The following is a 23,047-nucleotide window of genomic DNA, read 5'->3' as shown; positions in this document are numbered from 1 at the left end:
TTTCTTTCATGCGATGCATTGGTGTGCCGGAAAACCGGCCGCTGTCATTGGTCGCGCCTGTAGAAGGCCAGCTTGTCTTCATCGATGGCGACGCCGAGTCCGGGCGCCATGGGCACCGCCAGTTCGAAGTCGGCGACCGCTGCCCGCTCGACCACGATATCGTCTTTCAACAGCAAGGGACCGAACAGTTCCGTTCCCCATTCCATGGTGCGGCAGGCTGCGAACGCATGGGCCGACGCAATGCTGCCGATGGTGCCTTCCAGCATCGTGCCACCGTAACAGCCTACGCCTGCCGCATCGGCGACGGCGGCGGTGCGCATTACGCCCAGCGGTCCACCCGACTTTGCGATCTTGAGCGCAACAATGCCGGCAGCGCCTTCGCATGCGTAGTCGAACATGTCGGCAGGAGTGCTGACAGCTTCGTCGGCCATGATGGGCACAATGAAGCGTTGCGCGAGGCGGGCTAGTCCGCGCCGGTTTTCCTTTGCGATCGGCTGTTCCACGAGCATGACACCCGCCGCCTGCAAGTCGGGAATATGGCGCGCCGCCACGGCTTCACTCCATGCCTGGTTCAGATCGACGGTGATTTCCACCAGATCGCCGAGAGCGCTCTTGATCGCGGCTACATGCTCGATGTCCGCGCGCGGACTGCGTTTGCCGATCTTCAGCTTGAATACCTTGTGGCGCCGCACGTCGAGCAGTTGCCTGGCTTCATCGATGTCGCGCGCACTGTCGCCGCTGGCCAGCGTCCACAGCACCGGAAGGGAATTCCTCACCGCGCCGCCGAGCAATGCATGGACCGGAACACCCAGCCGCTTGCCCTGTGCATCCAGCAATGCGGTTTCCAGCGCCGACTTCGCAAGCGAGTTCCCCTGCACGGACTGATCAACCTTGGCCAGCACCGCGTTCGCGCTCGCGGCGGACATGCCGATGACCAGCGGACTGATGTAGCGGTCGAGCGCAAGCTTGATCGACTCGGGGCTTTGCTCGCCATAGCTCAGACCTCCGATCGTAGTGGCCTCGCCGACGCCTTCAATGCCGTCGTCGCACCGCAGACGGACGATGACCAGCGTCTGGCGGCTCATGGTGGTCATCGCCAACCGATGTTCGCGAATCGTGGGGAGGTCGACGATGATTGCTTCGATCGAAGCAATGCAGGCCTGGTCGTGGTTATTGGACATCTTTGAATGGATAGCAGTATTCACAGGCCCATGTTAGGGCGTGGCGCAGGCTGCGTCCAATATCATTGAAGGACCTTACTATACCCGTAGGGTATCGTTAAGGACCGGCTTACTTGCCGCGCGGCCTGTAGCGATTGACGGTCTCCATGAATCTCGCAAGCTCTATCGAGCCGTCACCGGTCCTGATGTTCATGATGACCGGAGACGTCGCATCCGTGGCGGCGAGCGGACGATACACCACGTCGTCGCGCTTGAGGCGCTGCACCGACTTCGGTACCAGGGTCGAGCCGATGCCTGCCGCCACGAAGCCGATGGCAGTCTGCATCTCATTGGCTTCGACCGCCACGTTCAGCCTGAGACCATGCGCGCGGAACAGGTTGAGCACATGATCCGCGTAGCTTGGACGGGGTTTCGCCGGATAAAGTATGAATGATTCCTCCGCAACCTGCTCGAGCGAAAGCCGTGCTTTCGATGCAAGCGCATGTCCCACAGGCAACGCCGCGACCAACGGCTCATCCTCGAAGACTTCGCAGCGGATCTCGGGGTCCTCCAGCAAGAGCCGGCCAAAGCCGACATCGATGCGGCCTGCCTTCAGCGCTTCCGCCTGTTCGATCGTTGTCAGTTCGCTGAACACGACATCCACATCGCTGTTTTCCGAACGATACTCCTTGATCAGTTCGGGCAGGAAACCATACAGCACCGAAGGAACGAAACCGATGCCGAACCAGCGCTTGCTGCCCTGCCCTATGCGCTGAGTGCCCTGCCTCGCTTCGTCGAGGCGCGACAGGATCTGCACGCATTGCTCGAGAAAGAAAGTACCGGCCTTGGTCAGTGCAATCGGGCGAGAGCTGCGGTCGATCAGCTCGGTGCCCAACTCCTCCTCGAGCTCACGGATCTGGCGCGACAGCGGCGGCTGGGCAATGTGAAGCAGTTCGGCCGCGCGGGTGAAGTTCAGGGTCTTGCCGACCACTTCGAAATAGCGAAGATGACGCAATTCCATGATACCTCCCGGGTATGGTAATGAACAAAACGGTATTAAAGCACTTATACCAATCCCAAGCCATTCCATGACATGACATGAGATCGCGTCTTTTCCCGCCTGGCGGCGTTGCGCTCGTCATCCATAGCTCCGCTATGGATTCCTCCCGCGCCTTGCCAGACGAAAAAATCCATCGATCTCATCTGTCATGTCATGACTTAGGATTGGTATTACTCGCCCGGGAAGCACCGTTTCAATCTGTTCATTGGCCGGGACGCACCTTGTTGAGCTTGTGCTCGACGAAGGCGGTCAACCGCTCCTGCGTCGCGGGATCGCTCTGCGCGACAGCCGCCATCAGCGCTTCCGTCATTAACCCGTCATGGATGGACTGCTCGGCGACGCGGGGCAGCACATGCATCACCGCGTAATTGGTGGTCGGGACATTGTCGGCTATCCTGCGCGCCAGTTCCAGCGCCTTGTCCAAGCCCTCGCCGTCGCCGGCCAGGTACTGCGACATGCCCGCGCGGTGTCCTTCTTCCGCACTGAGTACGCGGCCGGTAAGCATCATGTCCATCATGCAAGGCACGCCGATCAGTCGCGGGATGCGTACCGAACCTCCGCCGCCGACGAACAGGCCGCGCTGGCCTTCCGGCAATGCATAGAAGGCCGACGGCTCGGCAATGCGGATATGGGTTGAGGCGGCCAATTCCATGCCGCCGCCCACCGTCGCGCCCTTCATCACGCTGATAACCGGCACGCGGCCGAACTGAATGCGCTCGAAGGCGTGATGCCAGCTGCGGGAATGATGCATGGCCTCCACGGCGCTGCGGCCGCGCACTTCCGACAAGTCGAGGCCGGCGCAGAAGTGGTCGCCGTTGCCTTGCACGATGACGGCCTTGATGTCTTTCAAGGGATGCTCGAAGAAACTGTGCAGGCCGCGGATGGCATCGTCATTGAGCGCGTTGCGCTTGGCGACGCGGTTGATCGAGACGATGGCGACGGGCCCGACAAGCTGCACCGACAGGCTATCCGTGATATATGGCTGGTCCATGTACTGTTTTACTATCCTCGAAGTTGGCCGATGCGCGAGCTGTCGCGAAGAATCCGCTCAGGGCAGGTTTCCAGCGGCCGCCTTGGCTTGCAGCAGGCCGATCAGCAACTGGTCGCGTTCCGCGGTCAGCAGGTCCTGTTGCGTCCCGTCGAGCTCCTGATCGACCCCGGCCACGATCTGCTCCTTGAGTGCCTGAGTGATCGAAGGCGTGCCAAGATCGGCCCACCAGTTCTCGATCGGCGGCCCGAGATGATCGAGCAGGTGGCGCATGCCCCCTTCTCCGCCCGACAGGTGCAGGTTCACGAACGGGCCCATCAGCGCCCAGCGCAGGCCGGGCCCATACGCGATCGCGGTATCGATATCGGACACGGTGGCCACGCCCTGCTCAACCAAATGAAATGCTTCGCGCCACAGGGCGGCCTGCAGGCGATTGGCGATATGACCCTTGACTTCCTTGCGCGGATGGATGGGACGCTTGCCGATGGCTGCGTAGAAATCCATTGCCTGCTGCACCGCCTGCACGGAAGTCTGTTGACCGCCGATTACCTCAACCAGCGGAATCATGTGCGGCGGGTTGAACGGATGGCCGAGCAGCACCCGTTCCGGATGACGGCAGGCCGACTGCACCTTGCTCATCAGCAGGCCGGAAGAACTCGAGGCAAGGATGACGTGCGCCGGCAATACCGCATCCATCCGGCGGAACAAATCGATTTTCAGTTGCTCGTTTTCAGGGCCGTTCTCCTGCACGAAATCCGCACCCTGCAGCGCGGTTTCAAGATCCGCGCTGAAGCGCAAGCGTTCCCGCGATGCTCCGGCGACCAGGCCGAGCTTTTCCAGGCTCGGCCAATGGCGGCCGATTGCCGCGCGCAGTCGGTCTTCCGCGCCGGCCGAGGGATCGGTGCAGCTTACGTCAAGTCCCTGCGCCAGGAAGCAGGCCGCCCAGCTCGCACCGATGACGCCGGTGCCGACCACTGCCACAGTCCTTATCTTTAGGTTCCGCATATCGCTCATATCCTTGTCTCCTCGTAAGTGGGCATCTGCAGTCGGCAGGCTGCCGGCGGCGTCAGGCCGCCCTTCTGCGCGCGAAGAGCCGCGTCATTTCCTTCAGCGTCTGCTGCACCGACTTGCCGGAAGTGTCGAGCGTCGCATGAGCGAGCGCATAGAGCTCGGCCCGCGCTTCCAGCGTGTAATGGATGTTTTCCATCGCTTCCTGCTGCAGTTGCGGACTGGCGATGCGCGCGTCGTGCTGAGCCATGACGCGTGCGAAATGCTCGTCCGGCGCCGCCTTCAGCCAGACGTTGTAGAACGAATGCAGCAGCAGCTCATACGTCGCCGGCTCGGCAACGATGCCGCCGCCGGTGGCAAGAACAACTTGCGGATACGTCGCGATCACGCGTTCCAGGCAGCGCCGTTCCAGGCGGCGGTAGCCGGCCTGTCCGTATAGCCAGAAAATTTCCTTCAGGTTGACGCCGGCTTCCTTCTCGATTTCTCGGTTAAGTTCGATGAAGGGCACATCGAGCTGCCTTGCAAGCAGCGGTCCCAGCGTCGACTTGCCGGCGCCCCGCAGGCCGATCAGTGCAATCCGCAGCGAACCGGGCGGCTGTGCCCGCGCGCCGCCGCGCCCGGCGGTGTAATCGGCCAGCCATTGCCGTATTTCGCTGAGCTGTTCATGCGTCTGCCGCTTGAGCAGTTCGACAATCAGCGCATAGTCGGCGCCGTAACGCTCGTTGTCGGACAACAGGTGTTCCAGCGGCAGGCTGAGCGCGGTCGCAAGGCGGTAGAGCACGGCGATGGAGATATTGCCGTCGCCTTTTTCCACCCGCGATAGGTATGGCAGGGAAATGCCGGATTCCTCGGCGAGCTGCTTCATCGTCATTGCCCTCGCCGCGCGCGCCGAACGCACCCGCTGGCCCAGCCGCATGGAAAGCGCCGCGGTGAACGCCTCGCTGTCCTGACGTGCTTCCTGCTGCATCCCTTCAGGCGTTGCCTTCCCTGCTTCCTCCATCTTCACCGCTTGTTTTCTTGCCGTCGCTTTCGAGGCCGACCTGCTCGCCGTCTTGCCCGCCGTCTTGCCCGCCGTCTTGCCCGCCGTCTTGCCCGCCGTCTTGCCCGCAGTTTTGCCCGCAGTTTTGCGCGTGGTTGTAGCCATTGCCGCGTTCCCATCAATATTCTGTTGCGTTTTCCATCCCGATCCGCAGGCGTCCATCTGCGGCAAGTAACGCCGAGATTATGTCATCCGCGCACGCCTCCCGGCGGAACACGACCGGCACCGGCCGGAAAGGCCGATCACATTCACAGGCAGATGCAGTCCGCATCCGGCGCGTTCGCATGCAGGCGCTCCACCAGGTGCGCGCGGTTCTTCAGCACGGCGGCCTGGTTGATATAACCCTTGTCGGTGATCTCCCCGCCATCAACCGCCGGCGGCTCGGCCATCAGCAGCGCGCGCTGCGCATAGGTGGACGATCCGCCTCCCAGTTTGCGCAGTTCGTCCAGCGCCACCTTCACATGGCTGCGCACCGTCTCGTGCGCAAGGACTTCACCCAGCGGCGCGTCGGCCGGCAGCCCTGCAAGCTGGCGGCATGCCGCCGCATTGGGAAAGATCAGGAAGCAGATGCAGTCGCGGTCGTGCCCGGTGATGACCACATCCTGCGCAACCGGGGCCAGCTTCTCGACCGCCCTGAGCCGGAGGTTGCCGACACTGACCCAGGTTCCCGTGCTGAGCTTGAAGTCCTCGGTGACGCGGCCGTCGAACACCAGGCCGCGCTCCGGCCGCGCGGGATCGGCAAAGCGCACCGCGTCGCCGATCAGGTAAAAGCCTTCATCGTCGAAGGCCTTGGCCGTCACTTCGGGCTGCTTGAGGTAGCCGGGCGTCACGATCGGGCCCTTGACCCGCACTTCCATCTTTTCGCCGTTCGGCACCAGCTTGAGCGTCACGCCCGGGATCGGCAGGCCGATCACCCCGGACCGCTCGGCCTGGTAGTGGCAATCGGTCGCCAGGGGCGAGGTCTCGGTCGAGCCCCATGCGGTCACCATCGGCAGCGCGTGTCCGAGTTCCTGCTTCGACAATTCGATTAGCGCATCCCACAGATATTGCGGCAGCGCGGCGGCCGCATAGAAAATGACCTGGAGGCGCGAAAAGAATGCCTTGCGCAACGCGGCATCGGCGCGCAGCGCCGGCACCAGCATGTCGAATCCGCGCGGCACGTTCAGGTAGAGGGTCGGCTGTACCTCCTGCAGGTTGCGGATGCTGGCATCGAATAATCCGGGCATCGGTTTGCCGCCGTCGATGTAAAGCGTGCCGCCGTGCATCAGGATCAGGTTCAGGTTGTGATTGCTGCCGAAGGTATGATTCCAGGGCAGCCAGTCGAGCAGCACCGGCGGTGTCTCGGCAAGGAACGGCCAGAGCTGCGCCTTGCCTTGCTGGCTTGAGACCAGCATGCGCTGCGTATTGATCACCCCTTTCGGCTCGCTGGTCGAGCCCGATGTGAACAGGATCTTGGCGACGGTATCGGCATCGACGCGGGCGAAAGCCGCCGCGACCGCCGCTTCGTCGGTTTCCTGCAGCAACGCGGAAAAGCCGAGAGCGCCGGCCGACGGATCGCCTGCTCCGGCGGATACCAGCGTCGCGTCATGCAAGCCCCGGATCGCGGCAAGCGCGCCGCCGAACTTGCCGCAATCAGCGGCATAGATCAGCGCCGGATCGAGTCGGGCGATCAGGCTCTTCAGTTTGGCGTGATCCTTCGACGCCAGCGAATAGGCCGAGGAAATTGCCGAATACGGCACGCCCGCATGCATGCACGCCAGCATCAGCAGGCCATGTTCAACGCTGTTGTCCGACAGCACCACCACGGGACGGTCGGCGCTTGCCTTGCTTCTCAGCAGCCAGGTCGCAATCGCCGCAACCCGGCGCCGCGCTTCCGCGTACGTTACGCCGGCCCAAGCGCCGCCGGCGCCGGCGTCACGTTCAAGCAGGAAGGGCCGGTCCGGCTCCCGTGTCGCCCACTTTTCCAGGTACATGCCGATGCAGCGTTCATGCGGCTCCAGCGCCACTGGAGAGCGCAGCAGCACCGATCCGTCGCCACGCCGCTCGACCGCAATTTCAGGTTCCGCGAATCGCACCATGCCTGTCGTGATTCCACTCATGTCGACCTCTTCCTTTACCCTTACTTGTCGCTGACCAGCTTCCAGTCACCCTTCTCGACGCGCACCAGCACGCGCGCACGGGCATCGTGTCCGAAATGGTCGTTGGCATTCATGTTGAAGACGCCATGCGTGCCCACCACCTCGCGGTTGGTTTCCAGGGCGTCGCGCAGCGCCTGCCGGAATTCAGGCGTGCCGGGCTTGGCCTTCTTCAGCGCCACCGGGACGGCCGATGCGAACAGCAGGTAGGCGTCGTACATGTGCGCGCCGAACGACGACAGCGATCCCTGGCCGTATTTCTCCTCGTACTGGCGGCTGTAATCAATGCCGACTTTCTTGGACGGATGGCTGTCCGGCAGCTGGCCGGCAACGATTACCGGGCCGGCCGGAAGAATGGTGCCGTCGACCGCCTTGCCGCCGACCCGGATGTATTCCTTGGTGGCGGTGCCATGGGTCTGGTAGACCTGTCCCTTGAAGCCGCGTTCGAGCAACGCCAGCTGCGGCAGGGCCGACGGCGTGCCCGATGCCGCGACCAGAATCGCATCGGGCCTGGCACTGGCGAGCTTGAGCGCTTGCCCGGTCACGCTGGTATCGGTGCGATTGAATCGCTCCACCACAGACATCTTGATGCCTGCGGCTTCCGCGGCCTTCGTCATTTCCTTGAGCCAGCTTTCGCCGTACCCGTCGCTGAAACCGATGAAGCCCAGGGTTTTCACGTTGGCGGCCTTCATGTGGTCGGCCAGCGCCTGCGCCATTACCATGTTGTGCTGCGGACTGCGGAAGACCCAGGTGTTCTTGTCGCCGGCAAGATCGATTGGCGACAGCGACAGTTGCGGCGTCCTTGTTTCAGTGGCCACTTCGGCGACGGCCATTGCCGGCGGCACGGACGAGGAGCCGATGAGAATGTCGACATTGTTCTCGCTCACGAGCTTGCGCGCATTCTTGGATGCCATCGTCGCGTCCGTGCCGTCGTCGAGCACGATGTAGTTGATCTTTTCGCCGCCGATGGCGGTGGGCAGCAGCGCCACCGTATTCCTTTCCGGAATGCCGAGCGCGGCTCCCGGGCCGGTTGCGCAAAGCGTGATGCCGACATTGATGTCGGCCATTGCGGAGCCTGCAATTCCTGCGAGCCCCAGCGAGACGGCGATTGCGGTGAGCTTGAACGTGTTGCTCATGTGTCTCCTCCTGGTAATGGATGGGATGGCCCCGCCGGAGGATTCTTGTTTTTAGCGGCAGTGGCAAGTCGAATATACTATAAAATATTTTTGCTACATAACTGTTTTTATAGTTTATGTGCTTTACATCAGAAGCCGTGTACAGCCATGTGCGTCCATATGCCTCCATTTGCTTCCCTCGATGCGAATGGACGACCGGTACTGGAATCCCATGACATGGAGACCGGGACCGGAACAAGCTTCATTGGCGCAAGTCCCAAACGCCAGGTAATACCAATTCCGAGTCATCACATGACAAGTGAAATTGATGGATTTTTTCGGCTGGCGAGGCGCAGGAGGAATCCATAGCGGGGCTATGGATGACGCGTGCAACGCGGCCAGACGGAAAAAGACACGATTTCATGGCATGTGATGGCTTGGGATTGGTATAAGGTGGGCACTTGCGCGATATGCCTTTTTCCCGGGACACCATGGTTTTAAAGAAGCTCGTCATTTCCGCAGCCGCAGCAAGCGTAATCCTGGCTACGGCAAGTTATTTCAGTCCGCACTGGACGGTCTACCGCATGCGCGTCGCAATCGAAAAGCGCGACTACAAGGCTTTTTCCTCTCATGCCGATTTCCCTGCCCTGCGTGCAAGTTTCAAGCGCCAGCTCGGTGCCGGGGACGGCGTGCCCGCAACGGAGGCGCATGCAGGCGGGAATGTGCTGGATTGGCTGGGACGCGAGATCGCCGGGCTCGTGACAAGCCCGATGATCGATAGCCTGGTCGGGCCGGCCGCCGTCATGGAGATGCTCAATGCCGGCGTGCCTGGCTTAAACCGCAACGTCATCACGAGCGCCCTCACCCGGGTGCCGGCCGCGGGCGAAGCCATGCCCAAGATGGAGATCGACTATCGCGGCTGGCAACGCGCGGCCTTCCGGGATGCCGAAGCATCGGACAAGGACGGAAGCTTCATACTGGTCCGCTCGGGATGGTGGAGCTGGAGGCTTGCGGAGGTGGAATTGCCGCAACGGCCCTGAATTGCCGCCGTCAGCGTCGCGGCGCATGACGCCCTATACTGTCGGGCACCTCTTTGCAATCCGACAATATGAAATCAGCCATCGTGACATCGGCACTTCTGGCGGCCCTGGCCGTGACGGGGTGCACCAATATCAACCCGCACTATGATGCCGCCAAGCCGCATCATACGGCGGAAGGCTTCAGAAACAACTATCCGCCCAATCCGGCATATCAGCGCCCGGAACTCGGCTTTATCGAAGGCTGGATATCACGGCTCAAGAACTGGACCACTCCCAGCGATTCGCGCGAGCCGTCGGCGCCGATACTCGGCGTCGCTCCCGATCTCCCCTTCGTCTCCGTCAACCGCAGCGAACCGGCGCTGACCTGGATAGGTCATGCCACCTTCCTGTACCAGACCGGAACCGGGGTCAATATCCTTACCGATCCGGTGTTCGAGGAGCGTGCATCTCCCCTGAGTTTCGCCGGCCCAAAGCGGCATCAGCCGCCCGGCATTGCGCTCGCCGCCCTGCCGCGCATCGATGTCGTCCTCATCAGCCACTCCCACTACGACCACCTGTCGGTCGACTCGCTGCGAGCGCTCTGGCGCCAGGAGGGCGGCCCGCCCGTGATGCTGGCACCGCTCGGCGTGGACCTCTGGCTGGAAAAGAATATCACCGGCGGCGACCGGTCAAAGATCGTCAAGCTGGACTGGTGGGACAAGACCTCCATCGATGGCATGGAAATCCAACTGCTTCCGGTGCACCACTGGTCTTCCCGGACGCCCTGGGACCGCAACGCGACCCTGTGGGGCGCATTTGCACTGAAAACCGCGAAGTCGTCCTTTTTCTTTTCCGGCGACCTGGGCTACTCGAAGGATATTGCAGACATCGCGGCACGCTTTAACGGCTTCGATCTGGCCGCGATCGGCATCGGTGCCTACCAGCCCGTCTGGTATCGCAATTCCCATGTCAGTCCCGACGAAGCCGTCAGAATCCACCGCGAGCTCAAGATCAAGCGCAGCGTAGGCATGCATTGGGGAACATTCCCGATGGGGCAGGAACGGCTGGACCAGGCACCGATCGATCTTGCGCAGGCACGCCGCGAGCAGGGAGTGGCGGACGACGCGTTCTTCGTGCTGAGGCATGGCGAAACCTACTTGCCCGCCTCGAATGCGCGGCGCAACGGCGAGCAGCGGAGTCCTTCTCAATGATCCGACCGCGAATGCCGCCTGCGTTTTTGCGGCGGCATTCAACGGTGTAGCGCTTTCGGATTACTGGATTGCCAGCAGTTCAACCTCGAAGTTGAGGTCGCTGTTCGGCGGAATCACGCCGCCGGCTCCGCGAGCGCCATAGGCAGTCTTGGCGGGGCAAAACAGTTTCGCCTTTTCACCGACGCTCAGCTTCTGCACCCCTTGCGTCCAGCATGGAATGACGCCGTTCAGCGGAAACGTGGCCGGCTCGCCGCGCTTGTATGAACTGTCGAATTCGGTGCCGTTCTGCAACGTGCCCCGGTAATGCACCTTCACCGTATCCGATGCCTTGGGAGTCGGTCCCTTGGCAGTCTTGATCTTCTGCACCTTGACGCCGGAATCCAGTGTTTCCACCGGCGCATCCGCTGCGGTCGCCGAGGTTGATGTGCCTGCAGCGATGATGAATGCGGCGAACAGGGAAGATATTGTTTTCATGTCAATTCCAAGTAGAGAAGCGGGAAAACGGAAAGCTAGCAGAGTGCGCGCCATGCCGCAACGGCTTCCGGCTTCCGGCTTCCGGCTTGCCGCGATTCCGGGAACGGCTTGCGGATAGCATGACAAGGCACTATTGAGTCGCAGAGATATACACCGTACGCATATCTCTCCATCACAACTTGAAATTGGGAATGTTGCCTGGTCAGGCCTATATTGTCTTCAACGCAGCAGACATTACCAAAGGAAAAGCCATGACTACTCTCGCATTCAACGCCGCAAACCGTTCATTCGCGTTCCTGGGCATCTTCATGGACGCCCTCGACAAAGCCATCGCCATGGCGAAAGCCGTGCACCACGACCGCCCAAGCGCGGCCGACATGAACAAAGTACGCGCCATCGCGGAAACGATCTAAGAATCACCCCGGTTACCTGACCGGTTTTTCGCAGCGGCCCGTTGGGGCCAGTGGCGACCGTTCAAATACCGGCAGCATTCCGCAAGGCTCGGCAACCCTAGGGTTGTCGAGCTTTTTTATTTCCGCTCCCCGTTTCCATTCCTTCCGCGGTCCGATCGGAACGCAACAACCGCAACAACTTAAACAACTTCAACAACCGCCCCCTCCCCGATACGGCCGCTCCTTCTACCGTCCTTTTCACGTGCCAGGATTTTTTGTCACGGCTGTCACAACTCGATCCGGCCACCCGTCTAGTAATCAAAGGCGGCGCATTGGGCGCACGCCTGCTCAACAAAGAAAGAGGACCGCCATGTCACACACTGCACGTATATCCGTCATCAAGCATGCCCCCGCCAATCTTAAGGCCCTGATGAACCTGTCGGCCTCGGTCAAGCAGAGTTCGCTCGGCGAACGGCTGGTCGAACTGGTCAATCTGCGGATTTCGCAGATCAATGGCTGCGGTTTTTGCGTGGACATGCATTGGCGCGACCTGATCCGCCAGGGTGCGGACGCGCGCCACCTCAATACGGTTGCCGCATGGCGCGAATCGCCTTTTTTCACCGAACGGGAACGCGCCGCGCTGCGCTGGGTAGAGATCGTCAACGCTCAACCGCATGCCGATGCGAGCGACGATGAATTTGCAAGGGTGCGCGAGCATTTCTCCGAAACGGAGGTTGTTGAACTGGGCTATGCGGTCGCCGCGATCAAGGCGTGGAACATGCTGAATCTGAGCCTGCGCAATCCAGTACCGGAAGTTCCTGCTCCCGGATTTTGATTATCATCGCGCAGGCGAGTGGAAAGGAATGACGATGCACGCACAGGAAAATATCGGCACCGACGGCGTATTCGCAGGTCTGCGAGCGAGGCTGTTCTCGACTGCCTACAGGATGCTCGGTTCACGATCGGACGCCGACGATGTGGTGCAGGATGCATGGCTGCGCTGGCAGTCCGCCGATCATGCCAGCCTGAGGTCGGCGGAGGCCTGGCTGGTCACCGTCACGACCCGCCTGGCGCTCGACCGCCTGCGTGAACGCAAGGCCGAAAGGGAAAGCTATCCCGGATGGTGGCTGCCCGAACCTCTGGTCGAGATGGACGAGAACACACCCGAGACGGCGGCCGAGCTGGCCAGCGATGTTTCACTCGCCCTGCTCTGGACCCTGGAACGCCTGAGCGCGGAAGAGCGCGCCGCCTTTCTCCTGCGCCAGGCCTTCGACCAGGACTACGGCGATATCGCCGCATTGCTGGGCAGGAGCGAAGCCAGCTGCCGCCAGCTCGTGCACCGCGCGCAGGAAAAGCTGCTGGAAGAGCGCCCCCGCTTCCAGCCTTCGCCGGAAGCGCATCGGGCGCTGCTGGGAGCCTTCATGCAAGCCGCCGGCCGTGCCGACCGCGAGGCGATGAAGGCTCTGCTTGCGCCGGATGTAGCGTTCATCAGCGACGGCGGCGGCAAGATGCCTTCATTCCGACGCATCCTTCGCGGCGCCGGACGCATCGCAGGCGTCTTCTGGTCGCTCGAACACCAGTACCCCGGGTGCGTTCGCTACCAAATGGCCCGGGTCAATGGTGAACCGGGACTGCTGCGTTTCGTGAATGGACGAATCGAATCGGCGCAGTCTTTCCATATTGACAATGGGCTGATCACGGCGGTCTTCGTCGTACGCAATCCTGACAAGCTGGCCGGTGTGCCGCAGCAGTTTCTAAGTTGAATCGGGGCTGCGGTATGCACCATGTCGCAGCCCGGCCGATGTGTCCATTTTTGCAACGCAGTCCGGATGCAGGAATCTCTGTGTAATCAAGATGCAAAAAGATCGACCTTGAATTGAACAATTCCTGAATAGATATATCAACAAGCTTCCTTACATGGCTTATTGGACTATTTATTGATGGAAGAAAACGCCAACAACGACCGCGTCTATGATCCCAATCGCCTCCTTGATCGCGTCCGAGAGACCTTGAAGTTAAGTAACGATGCAGCGCTTGCCCGAACACTGCAAATCCTTCCCCCCGTACTGAGCAAGATTCGTCACCGCCGCACGCCCGTCAGCGCATCGTTGCTGATACGAATACACGAAGAGACCAACCTGAGCATTGCAGAACTGCGGGCACTGCTTGGCGACCGCCGGCAAAAATTTCGCGTAACGGATGCCTATATCAAGGTAAGCCCGTTGGAACAGTAACAATAACCGTAGTTCGAAGATGCAGTAACACCGGCATCCGGGTTCGTGCCGTGACGCTCAGTCATTCGTGGCCGCGCGCACCGGTGCGTTCCAACCGGATACCTCGGCCACCATCAACGACGGCGTGACACTGTCCTCCCGCATCGATGCACCCAGCCATCAAGCTATCAGGCACTCGCAAACCGGCGGCTTGGTTTAAGATGCTTTCTCGCAGACATCATTCTCCAAATGCAATGGTGGATCGATGTCATGCAGCGATCGCGTTGACTCTGGAATGCCTTGAAGGTGGTGCGCAGGTGGAACTGAAACAGGAATGCTCCGGCTTTCTATTGACTCGCCATTGGCGCGACACGGCAGCCGGGACCGAGGTCGAATTCTGGGTAGCCACCGATGAAGGCCCGCGCCGACTTTGCCTGCCTCATCAGCGCTCGGTCGCCTTCATCCCGGCGGAACAGGAAAAGCAGGCGGAAGTGGCATTGCGGGGAGAACGCGCCTGGGAATTGCGCCCGCTTGGCCTATGCGACTTTCATCGCCGCCCCGTGCTGGGTTTGTATTGCAATCAGTACCGCCAGTTGCTGAAGCTGGAAAAGCGCCTGCGCGACCAGGGTGTCGATGTCTATGAAGCCGATATCCGTCCCCCCGAACGCTATCTGATGGAACGGTTCATCACCGGCCCGGTTGCCTTCGATGGACGACCGGACCCGGCCCAGGCGCACACCAACGCTCGCCTCCTGTACGACTGCCAGCTCAAACCCGCCCCCGCATACCGGCCACGCCTGCGCACGGTGTCGCTCGATATTGAAACAAGCGCCCAGGGCGACCTGTATTCCATTGCACTGGAAGGTTGCGGCCAGCGCCAGGTCTATATGCTGGGGCCGGCCGGCGGCGTGCACCAGCCGCTCGATTTCGAGCTTGAATACTGCGACAGCCGTTCGCAGATGCTGGAACAGCTTAACCGATGGCTGGAGCGTCACGATCCGGATGCCATCATCGGCTGGAATCTTGTCCAGTTCGACTTGCGCGTACTGCAGCAGCATGCCGACCATCTGCGAGTACCCTTGCGCTTCGGGCGCGATGGCAGCCCGCTCGGATGGCGCGAGCACGGAGGAAAAAGCCAGCATTTCTTCGCGGCGGCCGCCGGACGGTTGATCATCGACGGCATCGAAGCACTCAAGTCGGCATCCTGGAATTTCACCTCGTTCAGCCTCGAACATGTGTCGCAAAACCTGCTCGGCGAAGGCAAGTCCATCGACAATCCCTATGAGCGGATGGCGGAAATCGACCGCCGCTTCAACGAGGACAAGCCTGCCCTGGCACGCTACAACCTGAAGGATTGCGAGCTGGTCACGCGCATCTTCGACAAGGCCCGCCTGATGAACTTCCTGCTGGAGCGCGCCAGCGTCACCGGGCTGGCGGTCGACCGCAGCGGCGGCTCGGTGGCCGCCTTCGAGCATCTCTACATTCCGATGATGCATCGGCGGGGTTATGTTGCGCCTAGCGTGGGGGATGTGGCAGGAGAAAACAGCCCCGGCGGCTTCGTGATGGATTCGCGTTCCGGCCTTTACGATTCGGTGCTGGTGCTCGACTATAAAAGCCTATACCCCTCGATCATCCGCACTTTCCTGATCGACCCGGTCGGACTGGTTGAAGGACTGAGCCAGCCGGATGAAAATGCAACGGTTCCCGGATTTCGCGGCGCGCGTTTCTCGCGCGAAAAGCATTGCCTGCCCGCGATCGTGCGGCAGGTCTGGCAGGAGCGCGAAACCGCGAAACGGGAAGGCAATGCGCCACTGTCGCAAGCCTTGAAGATCATCATGAATGCCTTCTACGGCGTGCTGGGATCGAGCGGCTGCCGCTTCTTCGATCCGCGTCTGGCTTCATCGATCACCATGCGCGGCCACGAGATCATGCGCCGCACGCGCAAGCTGATCGAGGATCGGGGCTATGAAGTGATCTATGGCGATACCGATTCGCTGTTCGTCTGGCTCAGGCATGCCCATTCGGACTTGCAGGCCGAAGAAATAGCGGATGCGCTGGTAAAACACGTCAATCAATGGTGGACCCGAAGCTTGCGGGACGAGTACGATCTCGACAGTGCGCTCGAACTCGAATTCGACACGCACTATCGCCGCTTTCTGATGCCTACCATCCGGGGTTCCGAAGAAGGCAGCAAGAAGCGCTACGCCGGCCTGGTCGCCAGCCCGGACGGAAGCGAGGAGGCGATCTTCAAGGGACTCGAATCGGTCCGCACCGACTGGACACCGCTGGCACAACAGTTTCAGCAGGCGCTGTACCTGCGGATTTTCAAGGGCGAACCTTACCGTGAGTATGTCCGCGACTACGTCAGCCGCACCATCAGCGGCGAATTCGATGCGCTGCTCGTGTATCGAAAACGGCTGCGCCGTCCGCTGGACGAATACGAACGCAATGTGCCCCCGCATGTGCGTGCCGCGCGCATGGCCGACGACTACAATCTGCGCCATGGCCGGCCACGGCAATATCAGCGTGGTGGATGGATACGCTACGTCATGACCACCGCAGGACCGGAACCGCTGGAGACGCAGCGCGCACCTATCGATTACGATCATTATCTGACACGCCAGCTGCAGCCGGTGGCCGATGCGATCCTGCCGTTCGTAGGTGACGATTTCACGGCATTGACGAGTCGTCAGCACATGCTGTTCTAGTGGGGTGATCGATGTTCGCAGCCTGTTCCCGATTATTCCGCCGCCGTCGCCGCGGCAAGCAGCGAAATGCCGGGCCTCAGGAAGTGCCGGACTTCCGCCGCCGGCAGCGGGCGTGACACAAGGTATCCCTGCACTTCATCGCATCCGAGCTGTTGCAGCAGCGTCAATTGCTCTACATCTTCGACGCCCTCGGCGACTACCCGCATGTCCAGCGCCTTTGCCATCGAAATGATGGCCTTGAAAAGAATTTGGCCTTCTCTTCCCGTCCCCAGCTGGGCAGTGAAGGCACGATCGACCTTGAGCACGTCGACATCCAGCTTGTGGAGAATGGAAAGCGAAGAATAACCGGTGCCGAAGTCGTCAAGATGCACCGAGACGCCCATTGCATGCAGGGCGGTAAGCTGATCGAAGACCTGCCCTGCATTGCTTAACATGATGGATTCGGTCAGTTCGATTTCAATCAGGCTCGGCGGAAGCCCATGCCGCCGCACGTGCATAGCCAGGACATCATCGACGCTGCCCTCATTGAATTGCCGGGCCGATGCGTTCACCGAGACCGGCACCGCATGCAATCCCTCCTCTCTCCATTGCGCGAGCTGCGCGCACACCTTGTCCATGACCATGGCGCCAAGCTGCAGGATGAGACCGGAACCCTCGGCGATGGGAACGAAATCGCCCGGATAGACCAGCCCGCGCGTGGGATGCTGCCAGCGCACCAGGGCTTCGAGCCCGAGCAGCGTGCCCGAACGCGCATCCACCCGCGGCTGGTAATGAATGACGAACTGATCCTGTTCCAGCGCCAGCACCAGTTCCGCTTCCGTTTCGCGCCGGAGCTGGATGCGGGCATAGAATTCCTGGTCGAAGAAGCGGTAGTGTCCGCGGTTGCCGGACTTGACCGTGTACATGGCAATATCGGCGTTCCGGATCAGGGTTTCGGCATCGCTGCCATCCTTGGGAAACAGGCTGATGCCGATGGAAGCCCCGACCTGGCATTCCCGCTGCCCGATCTGGAACGGTTCTTCCAGCGCCGTGCTGATGCGATGCGCAACCTCGGCGGCGTCGGCGTCGCGGGCGACGCCTTCCAGCAGGACGATGAATTCGTCGCCGCCGAAGCGGGTGATCCTGTCGGATGGCCTGAGCACGCCGCGCAAGCGCGCAACGACCGCCTGCAGCAGCAGGTCGCCCGTGGTGTGGCCCCAGGAATCATTGATCGACTTGAATTTGTCGAGATCGACGAACAGCACGGCGAGGATTCCGCCGCCGGCCTCGGCTCGCGAGAGCGCCGCAGGCAGGTAGCCGGCGAGCCAATGCCGGTTCGGCAGGCTTGTCAGGCTATCCTGCTCGGCCATCCGGTCCTTCTCCGTTTCGAGCCTTTTTCGTTCGCTGATATCGCGCAGGGTGACGGCAATGCCATCTTCGGCGCGTACGAACCTCCGGTGGATCCAGGCCGGGGTAACGAGGCTCAGGGAAGAAGTCTCGAACTCGTCCTCGTGGTAGCCGTGCTGCATGACATGGCCGGCCGTTTCAAGCAGCCGCTCCAGCATGTCGCCGTTGTAAAGGCTCGTGAGGCGCCTTCCCAGAATCTGCGGGCGCCTGCTGCCATACAGCTCGGCCCCCCGTTCGTTGCAATCCACAAGTTCATAATCGGACACTTCGTCGCTGCGGCCATAGACGGGCCGCCACATGTAGAAGCCCTCATTGGCCCCTTCGGTGGCAACGCGATAGGTGTGGCGCACGATATCTTCCCGGTGTCTCCGCCATGCGAGGCGCAGCGACATCACCGTTGCCGCCACGGCAAACAGTGCAAGCACGCAGGAGCCGCCAATCCCGATCTTGATGTAGGTGGCCTGCGCGTCCCGCAACGGTTCGAGCACATCGGACTGGCCCAGCCCGACCACGACATGCAGCGGATATCCGGGCACCGGCTTGGATGCGAGATAGCGAAGCACGCCATCGGCGAACCAGCCCCGACGGCCCAGATCGTTGTAGGTGGGGCCGGCCGCAAGCATTTCCCGGGTGATGACTGAGGGCCGCAGCAGGCTATCGATGTCGTTGCCGACCTTGGCCGCCCGCAGGATGCCGTCCTGGCCGATCAGCGCAAGGACCCCGGTCGCGCCAAGCGTGGATTTGTTTGCGGACGCGGCCAGGAATGGCGTACCGGTCGATGCGGTGATCACACCGCCGAACTCTCCGTCCTCGCGGTTGAGGCGACGCGTGAAGGTGACGATCTCGGCATCGTTGAAGCGACCGGTCAGCGGTATGCCGATATGCAGGGTAGAAGCAGCGTTTGCCGCGTGGTGCTGGAAATAGCCGCGATCGACCACCGACATGCCAACCGCATTGCTTAAGGTGCTCGATACGATGACACCGTCCTGGTTGCTGATGGAGATGCCGACCAGCGTCGGGTCGATGAAATTGACCTGCTCGCCGATTTGCTCCAGCCTGAACCGGCCCTGGGAGCTTTCCCAGTAACTCTTCAATAAGGCCGTGATATGGTCGAGTTCGCCGATGGTGTGGGATATCTGCCTGGCATAGGTGGAAGACAGCATGTCTGCATCGACACGCGCTTCATCTTCCAGGTGCTGGCGGTTGGTCTCGATCAGCGATGCAAGCAATCCCCAAAGCAGAATGCCAAGTATCACGCAGACGGCTGGCCAGGCGCAAACCAACCGTCCGTGATGGCGTAGAAACCGTTGCTTCTCAGGGGTAAGCCTCAGTGAGCGGGTAATGAAATGAAAAAGCATGAATGCGCATCAAGACTGGGCCAGACAAAAGATTAACGCATAATGTTGCCCTTCGGCAACGAATACATCTCAAAGTGATCGTCTTGCCGGCACCGAATGCGTTTTCCAGCTTCATGGCTCCTTGGAAGCCCGTCGCGACGTGATTGAGTTTCCCAAGATGCAATTGCATGGCTGGAACCCGGATCGCGCCGAAAGATTTTTTTCGTTCCTGCGGTGTCGATATTTGCAAGCCCGCAGCGCGGCTCATGCGCCTCGAGCGGCGCGATCGCGCTACGCATCTCCAACATCGCAAGGAGTCGCCATCAATTATCCTGTAACTCCGGACGGACGCTACTTCGTCGTGCGTGGACGGCTGTGGCGCATGTCCGATCCATCTTTGCCGGAAGCGCGGAGGCGCAGTCTTACTTCGGAGCTGATGACGGCTCGGCGAGCGGTTGCCGCCGCACAGCGGACGAAGGATGGCGAGGCGCTTTCAGCAGCGCGCGCTGCCGTGCACGCAGCCAAGCTTGCATTGGGAGAGCGCGGTCCGGTATGGTGGAATGATGGCGCGCCGGATTACAACCGCCACCTTGCAAAGAATACGCCTTATGCCGCCTGGCATGCCGGGCTTGATGAATAAACACCGGCGCCAGATTGCGGGAAATGCGTGCGGGAAATGCGGGGGCCCTTGGCCCCTGACTTTTAGTCTTTTAGATCGGCGGGAACCTTGCCGCCGTTGGCCGCCAGCTTGTTCATGACTTGCCGGTGCAGCCAGATGTTCATTGCCGCGGAATCGCTCGTGTCGCCGCTGTATTGCAATTCCTGCGCGAGCTCCTTGCGGGCTGCCAGGCTGCTGTCGAGATCGAGCAGCTTGAGGAGATCGACGATAGAGGTGCGCCAGTTAAGCTTTTGGGAGTTCTTCCGGGCCATGTCGTTCAGGATCTGCTCGACATCGACCTGTTCCATTGCGACGGGAGCGGCTTGAGCAGGCGCCGGCTGGGATGGCGCGGCGGGCGCGGCCTGAGGCGACGCTGGCTGCGACGGTTGCGCGCTTGACTGCGCGCCCGGTTGCGCGGATGGCTGCTGGCCTTGCGTATTGGCAGCATGCGACGAGGGAAAAATCTTGCCGAAGATATTGCTCAGGATGCCCATGTTTCCTCTCCTAAAGGTTGTTAAATTGCTCAGCTTGGAGGCGGTGCTTGTCCCTTAGGTTCCTCGGGTTCCGTCGAGAGGCGATCCGGCGCAATGATGATGTGTGCCGGACATGGATATTGGCGCTAAGAATTCGCGTCTTTCGAATGAGTCATCTCCTGGACGCCTCCGGAGAAATTCCGGCAAAGGACAGCTCAGCAAAGCGAAACTTCTAAAGCGAAAGTTCATTGAAGGTACGTGGAAGCATGGATGGCTCCCGGTGTAGCCTAGCTCTCCGCCGGACACGTATTTTTTCTTCAGCGGCTTGTTCAAGATTAGCCGCCAATGCCCTCGCATAAAATGCAACATGGTTGCACTTTGAAATGACTTAACTTATTATTCACCGTTGTTTGCAACAAGGTTGCACTTAACCTGAAATCTACCCGCCGGCAATTATTTCAGTCTCTCAAATCATAAAAACAGCGGAACCCATACATGCGATTCCTCATGAGCCGGCGCGCAGCGCTCTCCGGCATTGCTGCGCTCGGCAGCTGTGTCCTTATTCCCGCCTCCGCGCAGACCACCGCACCGACACAGAATGCGGTGACGGATACGGAAGCTTCTCTTCCCGCTGTCGAAGTCGTAGGTCGAAGGCAATCCGGCAGTTACCACGCCGATGAAGCCAGCGGCACCAAGACCGATCTTCCCTTGCGCGAATTGCCGCAGTCGGTCCGCATCATGTCGCGCCAGACGCTGGATGACCTCGGCGCCACGCGCATCGATGATGCTCTCGATTATGTCGGCGGCATTTCACGCCAGAACAATTTCGGCGGCTTGTGGGACAACGTCGCCATACGCGGCCTTGCCGGCGATATCAACAACGGCATGCCGCTGCTGCTCAATGGCTTCTCCGGCAACCGCGGCTTCAATGCCCCGCGCGATACCGCCAACGTCGAGCGCATCGAATTCCTCAAGGGGCCTGCCGCATCGCTGTACGGCACCAGCGAGCCCGGCGGAACCATCAACGTCGTCACCAAGAAACCGTTGTGGAAAGCGGCCCATTCAATCGAAGCTTATGCCGGCAGCGACGATTTCTACCGCACCGCGCTTGATACGACGGGACCGCTCGGCGAGCGCGTCGCCTATCGGCTCAACGTCGCAGTGGAAAAGCGCGGCAGCTTCCGCGACCATGTCGATACGCAGCGAGCCATCATCGCCCCCGCGCTGACCTGGAAACTCACGCCCTCGACCCGCCTCGATTACAGCGGCGAGGTGCTGCGCCACGAAACTCCGCTCGACCGCGGCATCGTGGCCATCGGCAACCGCCTCGGCGACGTGCCGCGTTCGCGCTTTCTCGGCGAACCCGCGGATGGCGACATTCGTATCGACAACCAGACGCATCAGCTTGCGCTTGAACACATGTTCAACGCGCAATGGTCCAGCCGTGTCGGCCTGTCGTACAAGGAAGGCAGCCTCAAGGGTTATTCGACAGAAGCACAACCGGCGCTCCAGCCAGACGAGCGCACCCTTCGGCGCCAGCGTCGCTTTCGCGACTATGCATCCGACGACGTGACGCTGCAGGCCGAGTTGATCGGACGGCTGCAAGCCGGTGCCGTCGCACATGAACTGCTGGCCGGCATGGAAACCTATCGTCTGGATTTCGACCAGCGCATGCTACGCGCGAATCCGACCTCGGCCGCTCCTTATGCGATCGACGTTTTCAACCCGGTCTACGGCCAGCCGCAGCCCGTGCCGCTGCCGAATACCGACACCAGCGAAGAACAGAAGAACCTCGCCTTCTACCTGCAGGACACAATGTCGCTGGGCGAACATTGGCGCCTGCTGGGCGGCGTGCGCTTCGACCGCTATGATCAATCCCTGCTCAACAACAGGACCGGCGCGCGCATCGAGCAAAGTCCGACCGCCACATCGCCACGCATTGGAATCAGCTATCTGCCGAATCCCCAATGGACGTTGTTTGCCAATGCCGGCAAGTCGTTCCGACCGAACAACGGATCGAGCGCAAGCGCATCGCCATTCGATCCGGAGTCGGGACGTGCCGCCGAAGTCGGCGCCAAATGGGAAAACGAATCGAAAACGCTGGGGGCAACGCTGGCGCTGTACGAGATCCGCAAGAAGAATGTGCTGACTGCCGACCCGGTCAATGCCGGCTTTTCGATAGCGGCGGGAGAAGTCCGCAGCCGCGGCATGGATTTCGATCTGACCGGCCAGCTCAGCCGCAATTGGCGGCTGAATGCCAGCCTCGCATACATCGATGCGTCGGTCGAACGCGACAATCTGCTTGAAGCCGGCGGCCGACTGCTGAATATTCCTCGCATTAACGGCAGCGTTCTCGCCATGTATGAAGATGCATTCAGCGACGGCACCCGCTATGGCATCGGCGGCGGCTTCACCTACAGCGCCAAGCGTCTTGGCGAGGCGCGCACGCAGGCTCAGGCTGCCGCAGGCGCACCCGCCTTCGAGCTGCCGTCTTACACCGTCGCCCGACTCGCGGCATACTGGCGCATCAGCCCGGCGCTTCGACTGTCCCTCGATGTCGACAATCTGTTCGACAAGACCTATTACACCAGTTCCTTCCAGCGGACCTGGGTGACGGTCGGTAATCCGCGTACCGTCGTGCTCGGCCTGCAGGCGAAATTCTAGGGCGGCC

General features: G+C 61.0%; 20 protein-coding genes. 9 read left to right on the top strand and 11 right to left on the bottom strand.

Features of this window, described 5'->3' with window-relative positions; all coding sequences use genetic code 11:
* Window positions 1-44: 44 nt before the first annotated feature.
* The 7 genes from RY831_RS23270 to RY831_RS23240 all read right to left on the bottom strand — a co-directional run bounded on the left by RY831_RS23270 (window position 45) and on the right by RY831_RS23240 (window position 8,526).
* Window positions 45-1,181 (bottom strand): muconate/chloromuconate family cycloisomerase, encoded by a 1,137-nt coding sequence (locus RY831_RS23270; RefSeq protein ID WP_326508767.1) that lies wholly within the window; start codon window positions 1,179-1,181, stop codon window positions 45-47.
* Between the two features lie 109 nt (window positions 1,182-1,290).
* Window positions 1,291-2,181 carry a LysR family transcriptional regulator gene (locus RY831_RS23265; RefSeq protein ID WP_326508766.1) on the bottom strand — a complete coding sequence of 297 codons (891 nt, stop codon included), beginning with the start codon at window positions 2,179-2,181 and terminating at the stop codon, window positions 1,291-1,293.
* Between the two features lie 241 nt (window positions 2,182-2,422).
* On the bottom strand, window positions 2,423-3,211 hold the full coding sequence (locus RY831_RS23260; protein WP_326508765.1) for a crotonase/enoyl-CoA hydratase family protein: 789 nt from the start codon (window positions 3,209-3,211) through the stop codon (window positions 2,423-2,425).
* Between the two features lie 57 nt (window positions 3,212-3,268).
* On the bottom strand, window positions 3,269-4,222 hold the full coding sequence (locus tag RY831_RS23255) for a 3-hydroxyacyl-CoA dehydrogenase NAD-binding domain-containing protein (RefSeq protein WP_326508764.1): 954 nt from the start codon (window positions 4,220-4,222) through the stop codon (window positions 3,269-3,271).
* 52 nt (window positions 4,223-4,274) lie between these two features.
* Entirely contained in the window at window positions 4,275-5,360 is a 1,086-nt protein-coding gene (locus RY831_RS23250; protein WP_326508763.1) for a helix-turn-helix transcriptional regulator, read from the bottom strand.
* Between the two features lie 143 nt (window positions 5,361-5,503).
* Entirely contained in the window at window positions 5,504-7,354 is a 1,851-nt protein-coding gene (locus tag RY831_RS23245; protein WP_326508762.1) for a feruloyl-CoA synthase, read from the bottom strand.
* A 20-nt stretch (window positions 7,355-7,374) separates the two neighbouring features.
* Window positions 7,375-8,526: an ABC transporter substrate-binding protein gene (locus RY831_RS23240; protein WP_326508761.1), complete on the bottom strand. Its 1,152-nt coding sequence runs from the start codon at window positions 8,524-8,526 to the stop codon at window positions 7,375-7,377.
* 470 nt (window positions 8,527-8,996) lie between these two features.
* Between RY831_RS23240 and RY831_RS23235 the strand changes: the two genes are divergently transcribed.
* Window positions 8,997-9,545 (top strand): DUF2939 domain-containing protein, encoded by a 549-nt coding sequence (locus tag RY831_RS23235; protein WP_326508760.1) that lies wholly within the window; start codon window positions 8,997-8,999, stop codon window positions 9,543-9,545.
* Between the two features lie 83 nt (window positions 9,546-9,628).
* Entirely contained in the window at window positions 9,629-10,735 is a 1,107-nt protein-coding gene (locus RY831_RS23230) for an MBL fold metallo-hydrolase (protein WP_326508759.1), read from the top strand.
* 60 nt (window positions 10,736-10,795) lie between these two features.
* On the opposite strand, the gene RY831_RS23225 is transcribed toward RY831_RS23230, so the two are convergent.
* Entirely contained in the window at window positions 10,796-11,209 is a 414-nt protein-coding gene (locus tag RY831_RS23225) for an FKBP-type peptidyl-prolyl cis-trans isomerase (protein ID WP_326508758.1), read from the bottom strand.
* A gap of 251 nt (window positions 11,210-11,460) precedes the next feature.
* Here RY831_RS23225 and RY831_RS23220 point away from each other — a divergent pair, with 251 nt between their 5' ends.
* From RY831_RS23220 to RY831_RS23200, 5 genes are all read left to right on the top strand, one after another.
* Complete coding sequence (locus RY831_RS23220) at window positions 11,461-11,622, top strand: hypothetical protein (protein WP_326508757.1); 162 nt, start codon at window positions 11,461-11,463, stop codon at window positions 11,620-11,622.
* 349 nt (window positions 11,623-11,971) lie between these two features.
* On the top strand, window positions 11,972-12,436 hold the full coding sequence (locus tag RY831_RS23215) for a carboxymuconolactone decarboxylase family protein (RefSeq protein ID WP_326508756.1): 465 nt from the start codon (window positions 11,972-11,974) through the stop codon (window positions 12,434-12,436).
* 34 nt (window positions 12,437-12,470) lie between these two features.
* Window positions 12,471-13,364: an RNA polymerase sigma factor SigJ gene (gene sigJ / locus RY831_RS23210; RefSeq protein ID WP_326508755.1), complete on the top strand. Its 894-nt coding sequence runs from the start codon at window positions 12,471-12,473 to the stop codon at window positions 13,362-13,364.
* 177 nt (window positions 13,365-13,541) lie between these two features.
* Entirely contained in the window at window positions 13,542-13,835 is a 294-nt protein-coding gene (locus RY831_RS23205; RefSeq protein WP_326508754.1) for a hypothetical protein, read from the top strand.
* A gap of 263 nt (window positions 13,836-14,098) precedes the next feature.
* Entirely contained in the window at window positions 14,099-16,522 is a 2,424-nt protein-coding gene (locus RY831_RS23200) for a DNA polymerase II (RefSeq protein ID WP_326508753.1), read from the top strand.
* Between the two features lie 32 nt (window positions 16,523-16,554).
* Here RY831_RS23200 and RY831_RS23195 read toward each other — a convergent pair whose 3' ends face one another.
* Together RY831_RS23195 and RY831_RS23190 are read right to left on the bottom strand one after the other, a co-directional pair.
* The gene (locus RY831_RS23195) at window positions 16,555-19,164 is read right to left on the bottom strand and encodes a bifunctional diguanylate cyclase/phosphodiesterase (protein WP_326508752.1); all 2,610 of its coding nucleotides are present in this window, start codon (window positions 19,162-19,164) and stop codon (window positions 16,555-16,557) included.
* A 58-nt stretch (window positions 19,165-19,222) separates the two neighbouring features.
* Window positions 19,223-19,513 carry a hypothetical protein gene (locus RY831_RS23190; protein ID WP_326508751.1) on the bottom strand — a complete coding sequence of 97 codons (291 nt, stop codon included), beginning with the start codon at window positions 19,511-19,513 and terminating at the stop codon, window positions 19,223-19,225.
* 168 nt (window positions 19,514-19,681) lie between these two features.
* Here RY831_RS23190 and RY831_RS23185 point away from each other — a divergent pair, with 168 nt between their 5' ends.
* Complete coding sequence (locus RY831_RS23185; RefSeq protein WP_326508750.1) at window positions 19,682-19,885, top strand: hypothetical protein; 204 nt, start codon at window positions 19,682-19,684, stop codon at window positions 19,883-19,885.
* 62 nt (window positions 19,886-19,947) lie between these two features.
* Here RY831_RS23185 and RY831_RS23180 read toward each other — a convergent pair whose 3' ends face one another.
* Window positions 19,948-20,397, bottom strand: a complete 450-nt coding sequence (locus RY831_RS23180) for a DUF3597 domain-containing protein (protein WP_326508749.1) — start codon at window positions 20,395-20,397, stop codon at window positions 19,948-19,950.
* A gap of 474 nt (window positions 20,398-20,871) precedes the next feature.
* Between RY831_RS23180 and RY831_RS23175 the strand changes: the two genes are divergently transcribed.
* Window positions 20,872-23,040, top strand: a complete 2,169-nt coding sequence (locus tag RY831_RS23175; RefSeq protein WP_326508748.1) for a TonB-dependent siderophore receptor — start codon at window positions 20,872-20,874, stop codon at window positions 23,038-23,040.
* The last annotated feature ends 7 nt before the right edge of the window (window positions 23,041-23,047 follow it).

It is taken from the genome of Noviherbaspirillum album (assembly GCF_035916955.1).
GTDB lineage: Bacteria > Pseudomonadota > Gammaproteobacteria > Burkholderiales > Burkholderiaceae_D > Noviherbaspirillum > Noviherbaspirillum album.
This window is presented reverse-complemented; position numbering and strand designations above follow the sequence as displayed.

Coding starts and splice junctions, on each gene's coding strand:
- RY831_RS23265 (WP_326508766.1), bottom strand. CDS start 2,181: ATGGAATTGCGTCATCTTCGCTATTTCGAAGTGGTCGGCAAGACCCTG.
- RY831_RS23220 (WP_326508757.1), top strand. CDS start 11,461: ATGACTACTCTCGCATTCAACGCCGCAAACCGTTCATTCGCGTTCCTG.
- RY831_RS23180 (WP_326508749.1), bottom strand. CDS start 20,397: ATGGGCATCCTGAGCAATATCTTCGGCAAGATTTTTCCCTCGTCGCAT.
- RY831_RS23260 (WP_326508765.1), bottom strand. CDS start 3,211: ATGGACCAGCCATATATCACGGATAGCCTGTCGGTGCAGCTTGTCGGG.
- RY831_RS23190 (WP_326508751.1), bottom strand. CDS start 19,513: ATGAGCCGCGCTGCGGGCTTGCAAATATCGACACCGCAGGAACGAAAA.
- RY831_RS23185 (WP_326508750.1), top strand. CDS start 19,682: ATGACGGCTCGGCGAGCGGTTGCCGCCGCACAGCGGACGAAGGATGGC.
- RY831_RS23215 (WP_326508756.1), top strand. CDS start 11,972: ATGTCACACACTGCACGTATATCCGTCATCAAGCATGCCCCCGCCAAT.
- RY831_RS23205 (WP_326508754.1), top strand. CDS start 13,542: ATGGAAGAAAACGCCAACAACGACCGCGTCTATGATCCCAATCGCCTC.
- RY831_RS23240 (WP_326508761.1), bottom strand. CDS start 8,526: ATGAGCAACACGTTCAAGCTCACCGCAATCGCCGTCTCGCTGGGGCTC.
- RY831_RS23270 (WP_326508767.1), bottom strand. CDS start 1,181: ATGTCCAATAACCACGACCAGGCCTGCATTGCTTCGATCGAAGCAATC.
- RY831_RS23250 (WP_326508763.1), bottom strand. CDS start 5,360: ATGGCTACAACCACGCGCAAAACTGCGGGCAAAACTGCGGGCAAGACG.
- RY831_RS23175 (WP_326508748.1), top strand. CDS start 20,872: ATGCGATTCCTCATGAGCCGGCGCGCAGCGCTCTCCGGCATTGCTGCG.
- RY831_RS23245 (WP_326508762.1), bottom strand. CDS start 7,354: ATGAGTGGAATCACGACAGGCATGGTGCGATTCGCGGAACCTGAAATT.
- RY831_RS23235 (WP_326508760.1), top strand. CDS start 8,997: ATGGTTTTAAAGAAGCTCGTCATTTCCGCAGCCGCAGCAAGCGTAATC.
- RY831_RS23225 (WP_326508758.1), bottom strand. CDS start 11,209: ATGAAAACAATATCTTCCCTGTTCGCCGCATTCATCATCGCTGCAGGC.
- RY831_RS23255 (WP_326508764.1), bottom strand. CDS start 4,222: ATGAGCGATATGCGGAACCTAAAGATAAGGACTGTGGCAGTGGTCGGC.
- sigJ (WP_326508755.1), top strand. CDS start 12,471: ATGCACGCACAGGAAAATATCGGCACCGACGGCGTATTCGCAGGTCTG.